Consider the following 13,720-nt stretch of genomic DNA (forward strand, 5'->3'; position numbering starts at 1 on the left):
AATCGGCAATCAAACAACCTATCGCTGTGTCCGAAAAAACTTGACCAGCACAGTCGTGGGTCACATAGACGGGGATGCTGCGCTTGAGAATGGCATCACGCTCTGAACTCAAACCCACCGGGTAGATGAGATCCAACTCACCCTTTTCAGTCATGTTCAGCAAGCGCCGGGTGGGGTATTCAGACCACACCAACTTGACCCTCAATTCCTTCTCCAGAGCAGCAATGAATTCCGGAAGAGGCGAGTCTGCTTGAAGCCTACCGTTCTCCACCCTGAAGCCCGGCAATCCATCAACCACACCGACCTTGAGCGTCCTGGCGGCCAGGCCTGCGTTCAAGCCAAGGAACAAGACCAGAAACAGGAACAGTGCCCTTTTCGCCATGGCGGATCTCCTTCGCTGCGAAGGTAGCTTACCAGTCGGGTCGATGCGCGAAGTGCCTCAGGGTCAGCTGCCAGAGCAATGGCCGCCGGCATCGCCGAAGGCGAAGATACGGGTGCCCACCCTGGGGCGGAAGGCGCGGCGTGCCACCTCAATTGACCACGGCCAGCTTCTGATAGGCGGCTGCCTCATGGCGGCGTTACCTTGTCGGTTTCCTCAAATAGCGAGCCACAAGCGCGCGCTGCTTGTTGTCAGTAGCGAAGACATAAGTATCTGCTTGGTCAGCTTGAGTGCGATTCATTGTGACCACCAACTTATTGTGAGAGGCTTCGTCCAGATGCTTCCCTGTGACGGCTTCGTTGGAATACGCGACAAATAGAACAGTTGGCGTTAGTGGCAGCGCGAACAAGAAGTCTGAGTTCATCTTCCCCTCATAGACCAGGGGCGTATCGCTGATGACGTAGTTGTGCTTCGCCCACTTGATTTGTTTGATACCCCATGTCGCCCCAAGAAACACTCCGTTGAGCAGTTTCGATTGAACGATGTAAGGAAGCGTTTCGATGCCGAGATCGTCAAACAGCGTCGGCTTGTGCTCGAGCAGCCAATTCGCCAAAGACACCGGGGGATCTCCCGGCTGAAGCGCATCCGCTGAAACTGGCTCATCGCCGCGCATCAGAATCTCTCGGCCGCGCAACTTCAAGTGCACCACCATTTTCGGCACTCGTATCATCTGGCAGACCAAAAAGCGCGCCCAATCACGCCGCTGGCCTTCGCTCAGCGCGTGGATGCCCTGAGTAACCATCATCTGATGCGCAATCGCTGCGGGCTCGTCTACCACCGGCCCCATGAAATCGCGTTCTAACTTGTTGTCGGGGCGCCCCTCGTCTGAGGTCTTCGAGTACAGGTGCCTCTGCTTTGCCACGGACTTCGCTTTAAACCGGCTGTCGACGACAGCTCCCCTTGACCATCGAAAAGAGGTCAGTTTCTGATCCTCGCCTGTTTCCCATTCGCGAAGCAGAAACGCTGGGACGAAATGATGAATGTCGTGAGCCATAGCGGCCAATGTAAGGGACTCAGATTCTATGGGTGGTATAGGGATCAGGTCTTGAATCTATAAGCAAGACTTGCCCCCAAGTCTTCAAGGTGCTTGCGCGCAGCGCAGCATCCATCGGGGCGACGCGCAGCGAGCCGAGTTCTTTTTGGGGTTCCCCTTCTGCATGGGCGAGGAGCGGAGAATTTGCAGGGCGTCGCGCAGCGACTTCAAGCACTGACTTCGCGCCCCTTGTCTGAGCGGAGCGTAGCGAAGCGAGTTGGGCGCGGGCCGGCGAATTTGAGCATCGGAGCGGACCCGCAGGGCCATGCGGCAGGGGCGCCTTCTTTGCCCACTTTCTTGTGCGCACAAGAAAGTGGGTCGCCCGCTGGGGCAGAGGCGGCACCGAACAAGCAACGCTTGTGACGGCCGACGAGGGCCCGGCCGCCTGCATGCGGCTGGGCGAACTCCCGGCACGGCGCGGGCAGACGCGATCCCGTTTCAATAACAGGCCATGCGCACTGACCTCAAGCGCATGCCAAATGCACCAGCGTCAAGACGCTCGCAGCCCCGTGCACGAAAAGGGCTCGTCCTTCAAACCACACTCTGCCTCGCCGCCACAATCGGCGACCGATACGGCACTTCGGCACGGTGGATCACCGAGTCCAGCACGCCTTCGAAGCGGGCGACGATGCTGCTCCAATCCAGCGCGCTGGCGGTTTGGCAAGCAGCTTCGCCCATGCGCCGGCGGCCCTGAACATCAGCCGCCAAGCTGGCTGCGGCTTGCACAAAGGCCGCGGTGTCGTCCATCGGTGCCAACATGCCGTTTTCGCCGCTGCGAATCAGCTGGGCGGCGGCGGCGTAGTTAAAGGCCAGCACGGCCAAGCCGCTGGCCATGGCCTCGGTGGTGACGTTGCCAAAGGTTTCGGTCAGGCTGGGGAACAAGAACAAATCGCCGCTGGCGTAATGCGCCGCCAGATCTTCACCCTTGCGCTGGCCGGCAAAGATGGCTTGCGGCAGGCGCTGTTGCAACTCGGCTTGCTGCGGGCCGCTGCCCACCACCACCAGCTTGGCGCGTGCATCGTTTTGGCTGATAGCCTCAAAGGCGGCGATGAGCGCCGGCAGATTCTTCTCGGGCGCGATGCGGCCCACGTACAGCACCACCAAATCATCCGGCGCCACGCCCCATTGCTCGCGCAGCGCTTGGCTGCGACGCAAGGGCGTGAACTGCTTGGTGTCCACGCCGCGCGAAACCACGGTCAGGTTCTTGAAGCCGCCGGCCTCCAGATCGCGCCGCAGGGCCTCGGTGGGCACCATGGTGTTCTGGGTGCGGTTATGGAACTTGCGCAGATAGGCCATGATGGGCTTGTAGAGCCAACCAATGCCGTAGTGCCGGCTGTAGGCGTGGAAATTGGTGCGGAAGTCGGAGCAGACCGGCAGCTTCAGATGCGTGGCCGCTTGCAGGGCCGACCAGCCCAGGGCGCCTTCGGTGGCGATGTGCACCACATCGGGCCGGTGTACCGACCAAAGCTGCACCAGCGCCTTTTTGGACGGCACGCCCATGCGCAGGTTCGGGTAGCGCGGAATCGGCAGCCCGCGCATCAGCACTTCATGAAAACGCACCGCGGTTTCGGCTGAGTCGTTGGCGTCTTGACGCGGCCGGATCAGCTGAACATCATGGTTGCGGGCGTGCAGGCCTTCGACGATACGGGCGATGGTCATGGCGACGCCGTTGACCTCCGGCGGGTAGGTCTCGGTGACGAAGGCAATGCGCAAGGAGCGATGCGCCGCCGGGTAGTTGTCAACGAGGATGCCGTCCGGTGTGTCGTGCTTCATGCCTGCATGGTGCCCAGCACGCATAACAGTTCGATGACAGCGGACTATTTAATTGCAAGCAAGGGCCTGATGCCGGCAGCCCGGCGCTTTTCAAAGCATCGATGAGCCGCCATCGTCACGGAATTTTCATGCAGGGCCGTCACCATCGCGCCACCGATGCCAAAGCGGCTGGCAAGCCCATGTGTTTGCGTCTTGCTGCTTCCGGCCTGGCGGGCAGTCTTTTTGGTTTGCCCTTTTCATTGTTTCTTTCTTTCGAGGACGCGTGTGAACAAACCCTTCCTGCCCACTCTCGCTGCCACTCTGAAAGAGCAGCGCTGGGACGACCACCGCTACTACCACCACAGCCGCATCAACCAAAGCCTGCACCTGCTGAGCGCGATCTGCTTTGTGATCGCCTACGGCATGCTGTACTTTGACCCGGCCATGGCCGCCATCTTGGCCTGGTGCGTGTCGATGACCAGCCGCCAGGCCGGCCACTTCTTCTTCGAGCCGCGCGGCTATGACCATGTCAACCAAGCCACCGACGAGCACAAGGAAGAAATCAAGATTGGCTACAACATCCAGCGCAAGATTGTGCTGCTGGCGATTTGGGTGGCCATCCCGGCGCTGCTGTGGTTCCAGCCTTCGGTCTTCGGCCTGATCCAGCCCGCCACCGACTTCAATGGCTTTGTGCATGACGTCGGCATGGCCTGGTTGGCTCTGGGCGCGGCCGGCCTGATCTTCCGCGTTTTGCAGCTGTGGATTCAGCAAGACCTGATGACCGGCGTGGCCTGGATGACCAAGATCCTGACCGACCCCTTCCACGACATCATGCTGTATCACAAGGCCCCGCTCTACCTACTGCGCGGCGAACTGATCGACCCGATGGAGCATGTGGCTCACGAAGTGCAAGCGAAGAAGCGCTAAGGCCTGGATCGCTGAAACCAATGAACAAACAAAGAGGGCTTCTTGCGAAGCCCTCTTTTTGAATCTTGATTCAGCGCTTGCGCTTCGTTCCAGCCATCAAGGCTTGCCGCCCGACTTCAGGGCTTGCCACATCTCCTTGAGCAGACCGCGCTTGATGGCCTTGTTGCTCAGAGCCGCATCCGCATCCCACCAGCCTTCAGCCTTCATCTTTTGTGCCGCCTTCACAAAGCGATGCGTGACCTCATCGAAATCCGCGTCGCTGTAGTTCAAGCTGAAGATCAGCCGGCCGGTGCCCACCCAACTGAGTGCCAAGCCTTGCTCACGCAAATAGAACTGCAGCATCCAGTTGTAGCGCGAGGGCTGGGTGTAGAACACCGTCCAGATCGACTGCATCTGCGCCACTTGCACCGGCACGCCGCCATCCTTCAGCGCCGCATTGAAGCGCGCGGCGCGGGCGTTCCAGCGATCGTCCAAGCCGGCGTAGATGGCCTGAATCGCCGGCGTTTGCAGCCGGTCCAAGAACACCTTCATGGCGCCCATCACATAGGGGTGGGCGTTGAAGGTGCCGCGGGCAAAGCAGATGTCGGCCGGGCGCTCTTCGCGAAAGCGCTTCATCAGCGCGGCCTTGCCGCAGACCACGCCGACCGGCAAGCCGCCGCCCAGGGTCTTGCCATAAGTGACCATATCGGCCCGCACGCCGAAGTACTCTTGCGCGCCACCGGGCGCCAGGCGGAAGCCCAGGAAGACCTCGTCAAAGATCAGCACAATGCCGTTCTCGGTGCAGACCTGGCGCAGCTTTTTCAACCAAGCGGTGTAGGCCGCGCGGTCATAGCCCGCACGGCGGCTGCTGTCCAACAGCTGCGAGTCGCCCGGCGCGCCGGCGTTCGGGTGCAGCGCTTGCAGCGGGTTGATCAAGACACAGGCCACGTCCTTGCGGGTGCGCAGCACCTTCAGGCTGCGCTCGTCCATGTCTTGCAAGGTGTAGGTTTCACGCGGCGGCAAGGGGTTGCCGATGCCGGGCTGCACGTCCTCCCACCAGCCGTGATACGCGCCGCAAAAACGCACCAGGTTCTTGCGCCGGGTGTGATAACGCGACAGGCGCACGGCCTGCATCACCGCCTCGGTGCCGGACATATGGAAGGACACCTCGTCCTGGCCAGAGATGGCCTTCAGGCGCTGCACGTTCTCGGCCACGCAGGGGTGGTAAGCGCCCAGCACCGGGCCGAGCTGATGCGTCAGTGCAATGCCTTCGTCCACACACTCGCGGTAGAAGTCGTAGCCAAAGACGTTGACGCCGTAGCTGCCGGTGAGGTCGTAGTAGGCGTTGCCGTCCAGGTCCACCACCTGCACGCCGGAGGAGCTTTGCAAAAAGCTGCCGGTCTTCAGGTGCTGGCGCAGATAGGGGCTGAACTGGAAGGGCACACGGTAGCTGCCGGTGAACTGCAGGTCGGAGATGGCCTCGCGAGCCTGGGCCGACATGGCAATGCTCTTGGGGCTGCTTTGCGCCAAGGACTCGGCCAAGCGCTTGAAGCCGACGCGGCGGCGGCTGACCACATCCTCGGGCGCGCCGTCCGAATTGAAGAAACGCGCCTCGTCGTAGGCGTAGCCCGGAATCCAGCCGGCCAGCCGCTTGGCCATGCGCGAGTGCCCGGCCAGCGAGCGATGCTTGGCGCGCGACAGCTCAAGGCGGCGCTTGGCGCGCGGCAAGGTCCAGGCCAGCGCGGCCAGGGCCAATGCGGAAAGTGCAAAAGTTTGATGTTCCATGGGATGGGCAAGAAGTCCAGTCCCTTATCTAAACAGCGCTGCTTGACAGCCTCATGAATATGACAATCTCTGTGCGAAAGATGCTCCAACAGGAGGATCTCAATTTCCTGCTCACCAACCGCATTCCGCGTATCGCGCTGACCCGCCTTATGGGCAAGTTCAGCCAGATCCGCAGCCCGCTGCTGGCCAAGATGTCCATCGCCGTCTGGCGCTTGTTCACCGACCTGGACCTGAGCGACGCCAAGAAACAACGCTTCGACAGCCTGCACGACTGCTTCACCCGCGAGTTGGTGCCGGGCGCGCGCCAGGTGGACATGCGCGAGGAGGTGCTGAGCAGCCCTTGCGACGCCATCGTCGGCGCCTGCGGCCGGGTGGAAGGCCGCCAGGTCTTTCAAGCCAAAGGCTTCCCTTATTCGATGCAAGACCTGTTCGGGCCTAGCCAAGACACCTCCGCCTTTCAAGACGGCATGTTCATCACCCTGCGCCTGACCTCGGCCATGTACCACCGCTTCCATGCACCGCAAGACTGCACGGTCGAGCATGTAACCCACATCGCCGGTGACACCTGGAACGTCAACCCGATCGCCTTGAAGCGGGTCGAGCGCTTGTTCTGCCGCAATGAGCGGGCGGTGCTGCGCACCCGGCTGAAGAGCGGCGAGCCGATTGCCATCGTGCCGGTGGCTGCCATCTTGGTGGCCAGCTTGCGCCTGCATTTCCTCGACCTCTTGCTGCATGTGGACTACCAGGGCGCCAACGAGCTGCCCTGTCAGGCCAGCTTCAACAAGGGTGAAGAGATGGGCTGGTTCCAGCATGGCTCCACCATCATCGTCTTCGTGCCCAAGGGCTTTGAACTCTGCCCCGGCGTCAGCACCGGCACGCAGATTCGCATGGGGCAGGCGCTGCTGAAGCATCAGTCGCCGCAGGCCTGAGCACGAGTTTTGCGGGGTTTGGTGAAAGGTCGCTCCGGTGACCCGGCCCGCCGCCGTGCTCATGGTGCCCGGGTCGGGCCACCTACGGGTTTGGTTTTCGCCACCGAAGCAATGCACCTCGGTCGCCATGCAAGCGCACTGCGGCCCGGGCAGCTGCCGGGCGATTTGTGAGGGGCTGAGCAGCGCAGCAGCTTGGGGTGCGCGCGCAGCGCGCTTCAATATCTGACTTGGCGCAGCATGTTTGAACGAAACGAGCGCAGCGAGTGCAGTGAGTTCTGCGCCGGCCCCAAGCTGCGAGCAGCGCAGGGAAGTCGGCACGCAGTGCCGACCCCCGAGCTATGAGCCCGGCGGCTGCTCGGGCTGCAGTGCCCAGCCTCGCGCCCGAGAGTCTTCAGCGCTCAGCCAAGGCCAAACGCAGCGCCAGTCCAATGAAGACCGTACCCGCCAACCAGTTCAAGCCGCGCTGAGCGCGGGTGGAGCGCTTCAGCACTTGGCTGAGCGCGCCGGCAAAGTAGGTGATGGAGCCGAAAGAGATCAGCGTGGCGACGATGAAGATCAGCCCCAGCTGAGCGATCTGCCAGGCCACCGGGCCGTTTTGCGCGGTGGCCGCATCGTCCACAAACTGCGGCAGCAAGGCCAGGAAGAAGAACACCACCTTGGGGTTGGTGAGATTCATCACCACACCGCGGCTGTACATCTTCCAAGGGCTCAAATGCAGTTGCGCCTGCTCGGCCAAAGGCCCGACCGGCGCGCGCAAGACCTGATAGGCCAAATACGCCAAATAGGCCGCGCCCAGCAGCTTGAGCACGGTGAAGGCCAAAGCCGATGCGGCGAACACCGTCGCCAAACCCAGCGCAATCGCCGCCGTGTGCACCAGCAGGCCGGTGCATAGGCCCAGCACCACATAAAAGCCAGCACGGCGGCCCTGCATGGCGGACTGCATCAGCACGAACACATTGTCCGGGCCGGGGGTGTAGCCCAGCAGCAAGGCCACGGAGAAAAAGGTCAAAGCGATATCGAGGCTGAGCATGGGGCGGTTGGGTCGAAGAAAGAAAGGGCGTCGCCAAAAAGCGCGAAGGCGCCGATTGTCGCCGTGTCGACCTCAGCCCACTCCGTTCACTCCCCCTGGCCGCCAAAGCTGCTGCGGCTTGCGCAGAAGCGATGCCGCGTCAAAGACTGGCCTCAGCACAAAGGCGCCGTTGGGCCTGCGGTCGGCAGTCGCTGCAAAGTGCCCATACAGGGCATTCGCCATCTCGCCCGATAGAGGCAGAACGTACAAGCGCACGCAAATGAGCGCCCAAAAAAGGATTCGGAAGGACGGCCCTGGGTCTCGAATATTTTTATGCGAGTTCACAGGCCCAACCCCTCAAATAAGGGGGGGCTTGGAGACGCAGGCAAAGCTACAGTGCCCGCGTTAAATTCTTGTTGGCCATTTTTCTTAAGCAAGCATTCGGCGCCTTCAGTGCCATTTATCCAGGGAAAAGACGATGAATCAATTGCTCAATAGGACTTTTAAGACCGTCGCCCTGTTGGGCGCATTGGCCACGATGGGCGCGGCGCAAGCCGGTCCGACCCCTACGCTCAAGAGCGTGAGCGGCGGTCTGGGGGTGCTCGATACCAGCACCGGGCTGGAATGGGTGCAGGATTGGAACCTCGCCAAGACCAGTGGCTTCGACAGTGATGGCCGGATGACTTGGAGCCAGTCCGTCGCTTGGATCGCCAAGCTCAACACCGAAAAGTACGCCGGTCACAGCGATTGGCGCCTAGCCAAATCGGATTACTGCGGGGGCTTTAACTGTACTGGCAGTGAAATGGGTCATTTGTTCTACGAAGCACTGGGCGGCAAGCCGGGTCAGAGCATCCTGAATCCAGCCGGGGATAGCCAAGCAGAAATGGACAATTTGAAGCTGTTCAAAAACGTGCAGTCCTACTACTACTGGTCCGGTACTTCGTACCCGTCGGATTCAGGCGGCGCGTGGGGCTTCGGTACGAGCGACGGCTACCAGAGCTACGGCGGCCGGGGCAATAGTTTGTACGCGCTGGCTGTGCGCCCCGGAGATGTGACCGCCGCGGTGCCGGAGCCACAAACACTGGCCTTGACGCTGATGGCCTTGACCGGCGCGCTGTTGGCACGTCGGCGGCGGGCACTTTGAGGCTTTGACGCTTCGAGCCCTTCGGGTCTTTTGAGGGGTTTGGGGCGTTAGCCCCAATCGACTTTTTTGCGCCCCGATGGCCCGCTACGAATAGCTGCCGATTTACAAGGCCGCGCTTGACTTGCCGGTGCATATGGAGAAGCTTGTGGCCAGCTTCTCGCGCTACCTTAAGTACACGTCGGGCACTGTGTTCGGATGTACTGGCTCGGGAGAGCTGGTACCTCCGCTTACCCTTTAGCGATGGGTTTGAAGCTTTGCGGCGAATGCCCGGTATGGGCACCTTGCTGCAGTTCAGTTTTGGGTCCCGAATGACCTGCACTGCCGAAAGCAGCCGGCTAGCCAAGCAACTGCGCAGACACGCTGAGGAGAGCAGCAACAAGCAAGCGTCAGCATCAAGCCTTGCCATGCTCGATCCCTATCAACTCGCGCCCATCTGTCGCAAAACTGTGTAGCGCTCAGGACTCCACCCGCAAGGGAGCCACGGCGGGAATGATGATCTCGAAGCGGGCGCCCTCGCCCGGCGCGCTGCTGACCTCGATGCTGCCGCCCAGCACCGAGTGCACGATGTTGTAGCTGATGTGCAGGCCTAGGCCGCTGCCGCCCTGGCCCAGCTTGGTGGTGAAGAAGGGATCGAAGACGCGCGCCAGATGCTCGGGGCTGATGCCTCGGCCGTTGTCGCTGAAGACCAGGCGGATCCGCTCGCCTTCCAAGGCCTCGGCCGAGAGGTTCAGCTGCCCTTCGCGCCGGCCCTCCAGGCCGTGGATGACAGCGTTCAGCACCAGATTGGTCAGCACTTGGCCCAGCGGGCCGGGGAAGCTGTCCAGGCTCAGGTCTTGCGGCACCTCCAGGTGCAGCACATGGCCCTCGCGGCGCAGGCGGTTGCCCAGGGTCTGGGCGATTTCGGTGCACAAGGTGAGCAGCTGGAACTGGCGGCGCTGCTCCGAGGTTTGGTCCACCGCCAGCTGCTTGAAGCTGGTGATCAGCTGAGCCGCGCTGTCCAGGCTGCGCACCAGCAAGAGGCTGGACTCTTCGTTCGCCTGGCAGTGCCGCTCCAGCTCCGAGCGGCGCAAGCCGCCTTCGGCCAACTGCCGGGTGAAGGCGCGGCCCCGGTCCAGCAAGGTGCTGGCCACCAAGAGGCTGTTGCCGATGGGGGTGTTCAATTCATGCGCCACGCCGGCCACCAAGGAACCCAGGGCCGCCATTTTTTCCTGCTCGACCAGCTGGGTCTGAGCCGTCTTCAGTTGCCGATAAGCCTCGGCGTTATCCAGCGCCACCGCCGCATAAGCGCCGAGGGTTTCAAGAATCGCCAGATCGTTGGCCTGGAAGGCATGGCTGCGCTCGCTGAGCATGAAGATCAAGCCCACCACCCGGTCCTTCAGCAGCATGGGCGCATAAATACCGGAATGCACCTGGGCTGGGTCAGCGCCACTTTGCAGCACGATGCGGGTGGGGCCCTCTTGCCTGTAAAGCACCCGGCTGTCTCGCTCGATCTGGTCCACCCGCTGGGACTTGCCACTCAAGACCGCTTGCACTGCCGGCATCTCCACAGCCTCCAAGCTACGCACATAGGGCTTGCAAGCCTCGCCTCTGTGAATGACGAAATCAAAGGCCACGGTTCGCGCCGGCCAATTCACCAGCCCCAGACCAAAGACGTCACCTTCAATCAGCTCCCCGACTTGCTGGTAAATCGTGCGCTGAATCGACGCCACGTCCAAAGACCCGGTGATCTGTCGCCCGAATTCACTCAACAAGGCGATGTCATGGCGCGCTTTCTCGGCGGCTTCGCTGGATTGCAGCGCCAACACGCTTTGTGTTTGCGCCAACTGCTTCTCCAGGGCCAGTTGGCTCGCTTGCTCTTGCAACTGCTGGGTGCGCGCCGCCACTTGCTGCTGGAGCATTTGGCGCGTGCGGTGCAAGCTGCTGACGCGCCAACGGTAGGCTGCGGCCAAGCCCAGCAAAGCCATCAAGACCAAGCTTGTGTACCACCAACCGGTACGCCAAAAGGGTGGCGACACCACAAGGTTCAACATCATCTGTTCTTCACCCCAAACCCCGTCCGGATTGGCGGCTTTGGCCAGCAGGCGGTACTGGCCGGCATCCAGATTGGTGTAGGTGGCCACGCCGGAATTGTCTTGGCCGTAGATCCAGTCACGGTCAAAGCCTTCCAGCTTCCAGGCATGCCGCACCTGGCTGCGCTGGTTGAAATGCAAGGCCGAAAGAACAAAGCTCACCATGGTTTCGCGGTGGCTGATCTTGACCTCTTGCGCCAGGTGCAAAGGCCCAGTGATCCCAAGATCCGCCAAGCTGAGTTGCGGGCCGCTGGCGCCCAAACGCCCGGCGCTGGCCGAGGGTGGACTGGCCTCGGCCGCCAGCGATTGATTGAACACGCGCAGATCACTGAGCACCACGCGCGGCGCCTGCTTGTTGTCAGCCAAGACCTCGGGCTTGAAGCGAACCAAGCCCTTGCCTCCGAAATAGAGCGAGCCGTCGGGGCCACGGGCGCTCGCGGCAAAATTGAAGCCCCCTTTGAAATGGCTGCTGGCAGGATAGAAGCGAGCGCGCTGTGTATCGGGCAAAAACTCCGTCAAGCCCTGCTCGCTGCCCAACCACACACTGCCCGATGCAGCAAGCTCCAGCGACTCAAAGGCCCCGCTGGGCATGCCCGGCACCTCGGACCAAGCTTTGTATTGCCAGCCGTTCGGCCCGCTGGCGATCAGTTCAAACAAGCCCTGTTCCGAGGCAACCCAGATGCGCCCACGGGCGTCCTGGCGCAGTCCATAGACCGCCAAATGCGCCGGCTTCGCCACGGCCGCATTGCCTTGCACCGGCTGCGAGAAGCTGTCGGTCAGGGCATCCCACAGATGCAACCCCCCTTTGGTGCCCACCCACAAACGGCCGTCACGATCTTGCAAGAGGCTGTCAACGACGGCATGGCGAAGCGCCTTCGGATCGCGTGGTTTGGCCGTATAGCTGACGATGCGCCCGCTGCTTTCGACTCGAAACAGCCCCTGAGAACTGCCCACCCACAGATCACCGCTGTCCATGCGCAGCAAGGAGCTGACGGACACATCCCCCAAGGACTCGGGGCGCAGGTCGATCGTTTGGCTGCGTTGCTGCTTCGGGTCAAAACGCTGCAACCCGCGTTCGCCGCCAACCCAGAGCTGTCCATTGGGCTCACGCAACAAGGCCTTGATATGCGTCAGGGGCATTTGCTGAGTGCCGATGCGCTGCACATCGCCGCTCGGGAGATCGAGTCGATTCAGTCCGCCGCCATAGGTGCCCACCCAAGCTTGGTCAGCCCCCTCAAAGACGACAGCCATCACCGTGTCATTGGGCAGGCTCTTGGCGTCACCGGGCACGCTCAGGTAGGTAGCAAAGCGCCTCCCGCCCAAATCAGCCAGACTGACGCCACGGGACAAGGAGCCCACCCACAATGCGCCACTGCGATCCTGCATCAAGGCTCCCACCGAGTCTTCGGCCAAGCTGGCCTCCACGGCCGGCAGCTTGACAAAGGTGTCCAGTCGACCGCGACCCGTCTCTTCGCCCGAAGCCTCCTCGCTCCAGCGATACAAGGCTGGGCGACTGAAGGCGCCGACCCACATCGCCTGGTCGCGATCGCGCATCAAGCTGTAGATGCGATCCTTGGGCAGGTTCAAACGCTGGGCCAAGGGGTCAGGTCGCGGCGGCCCTTGATCCTGCAGGCGCCAAGTCTGCAAGCCGCCGATCATGCCCACCCACAAGCGGCCATGCGCATCCTGAGCTAGAGCCGTGACTTGCAAATCGATGGCCCGCATCGCGTCTGCCCCCAGGCCATTGAGGGTGCCGAACTGAACCAGCAATTGACCTTGCGCGTTGATTCTGGAGACTTCGTGGCTTTCAGCGACCCACACGCCCCCCTGGCCATCGGGCAACAAGGCGCGAATGGGGCGCTTGAAAGCCAGTCGCTCGTCCCCCGGCTTTTGCCAGGCTATGAATCGCTGCTCGGCCGTGTTGAACATCAGCAAGCCGCCGACGGTGGCCACCCACAGGCGCTGCGGCCCGGCGGGCGCCAAAGCCATCACACGCCGCTCGCCCAGGCTGAAGGACTCCGGCATGGTCTGACGCTGAATCTTCTCGGTCGACAGCGGCATGCGGTCCAGACCACTCCGGGTGCCGATCCACAACACCCCCTGCTCATCCTCCAGCAAAGCCTCAACCAAGCCATGGCTGAGCGAATCGCTGCGTTCTGGGATGGGTTTGAAGACCTTGACTTCATGCCCGTCCAGCCTCGCCAAGCCCGAGGTGGTGCCCAGCCACATCAGACCATGGCGGTCTTGCAAAAGGCTGAGGACGGCGCCGCTGGGCAGACCATGCTCCACGCCAAAGTGAGAAAAGCGCAGCTTGTGCAAGGCACTGGCCCAGGCAGCCTGGCTGGGCATCAAGCTTGCGAAAACGAGCGTTAACAGCCAGAGGGCCACGACCCTCGGCATCGCCAAAGCCCCGAACCCACTTCGCCCTGCCGACCCCTTGCGCTTCACCAATTGAGTTTTCCTCTTCGCCAAGCCGGCGCTGACTGCGCGGCCACCGGTTTTCTCGCGGCGCGGCCAAGCCTTGCGCCGCCTCCCAGCATAAGGCTACACAAGAGGAACGCTCAGCAAGGCTTGAAATTGCAGGCCTTCAGACCTCAAACCCAGGCAAGCCGACATGACCCGCCGCCGATCCAGCCAAGCGCGGCCTATCAGAA

At 61.9% G+C, this 13,720-nt stretch carries 9 protein-coding genes; 3 read left to right on the forward strand and 6 right to left on the reverse strand.

Going from position 1 to position 13,720, the window contains the following annotated elements:
• The 3 genes from ACOVRJ_RS16250 to ACOVRJ_RS16260 form a co-directional block, all read right to left on the reverse strand.
• The coding region (locus ACOVRJ_RS16250; RefSeq protein WP_422044878.1) for a hypothetical protein at positions 1 to 382 on the reverse strand (382 nt) is incomplete at its 3' end.
• 196 nt (positions 383 to 578) lie between these two features.
• The gene (locus ACOVRJ_RS16255; RefSeq protein ID WP_422044879.1) at positions 579 to 1,433 is read right to left on the reverse strand and encodes a DUF4238 domain-containing protein; all 855 of its coding nucleotides are present in this window, start codon (positions 1,431 to 1,433) and stop codon (positions 579 to 581) included.
• A 570-nt stretch (positions 1,434 to 2,003) separates the two neighbouring features.
• On the reverse strand, positions 2,004 to 3,245 hold the full coding sequence (locus ACOVRJ_RS16260) for a glycosyltransferase family 4 protein (protein WP_422044880.1): 1,242 nt from the start codon (positions 3,243 to 3,245) through the stop codon (positions 2,004 to 2,006).
• A gap of 264 nt (positions 3,246 to 3,509) precedes the next feature.
• On the opposite strand from ACOVRJ_RS16260, the gene ACOVRJ_RS16265 reads away from it, so the two are divergent.
• Positions 3,510 to 4,151: a hypothetical protein gene (locus tag ACOVRJ_RS16265; RefSeq protein WP_422044881.1), complete on the forward strand. Its 642-nt coding sequence runs from the start codon at positions 3,510 to 3,512 to the stop codon at positions 4,149 to 4,151.
• A 96-nt stretch (positions 4,152 to 4,247) separates the two neighbouring features.
• On the opposite strand, the gene ACOVRJ_RS16270 is transcribed toward ACOVRJ_RS16265, so the two are convergent.
• Complete coding sequence (locus ACOVRJ_RS16270; RefSeq protein WP_422044882.1) at positions 4,248 to 5,915, reverse strand: aminotransferase class III-fold pyridoxal phosphate-dependent enzyme; 1,668 nt, start codon at positions 5,913 to 5,915, stop codon at positions 4,248 to 4,250.
• Between the two features lie 53 nt (positions 5,916 to 5,968).
• Between ACOVRJ_RS16270 and asd the strand changes: the two genes are divergently transcribed.
• A complete protein-coding gene (gene asd / locus ACOVRJ_RS16275; protein ID WP_422044883.1) occupies positions 5,969 to 6,844 on the forward strand; it encodes an archaetidylserine decarboxylase in 876 nt (291 codons plus the stop codon).
• Positions 6,845 to 7,235: 391 nt separating this feature from the next.
• Here the strand turns inward: asd and ACOVRJ_RS16280 are convergent, their stop codons facing one another.
• Entirely contained in the window at positions 7,236 to 7,874 is a 639-nt protein-coding gene (locus tag ACOVRJ_RS16280) for a LysE family translocator (protein WP_422044884.1), read from the reverse strand.
• Between the two features lie 457 nt (positions 7,875 to 8,331).
• Between ACOVRJ_RS16280 and ACOVRJ_RS16285 the strand changes: the two genes are divergently transcribed.
• Positions 8,332 to 8,997, forward strand: coding sequence for a DUF1566 domain-containing protein (locus tag ACOVRJ_RS16285; protein WP_422044885.1), 666 nt, complete (start codon positions 8,332 to 8,334; stop codon positions 8,995 to 8,997).
• 455 nt (positions 8,998 to 9,452) lie between these two features.
• Here the strand turns inward: ACOVRJ_RS16285 and ACOVRJ_RS16290 are convergent, their stop codons facing one another.
• Positions 9,453 to 13,415 carry a two-component regulator propeller domain-containing protein gene (locus ACOVRJ_RS16290; RefSeq protein ID WP_422044886.1) on the reverse strand — a complete coding sequence of 1,321 codons (3,963 nt, stop codon included), beginning with the start codon at positions 13,413 to 13,415 and terminating at the stop codon, positions 9,453 to 9,455.
• Positions 13,416 to 13,720 lie beyond the last annotated feature (305 nt).

Origin of the sequence: Roseateles sp., assembly GCF_049240545.1 — a bacterium.
Taxonomy (GTDB): Bacteria; Pseudomonadota; Gammaproteobacteria; order Burkholderiales; family Burkholderiaceae_C; genus Paucibacter_A.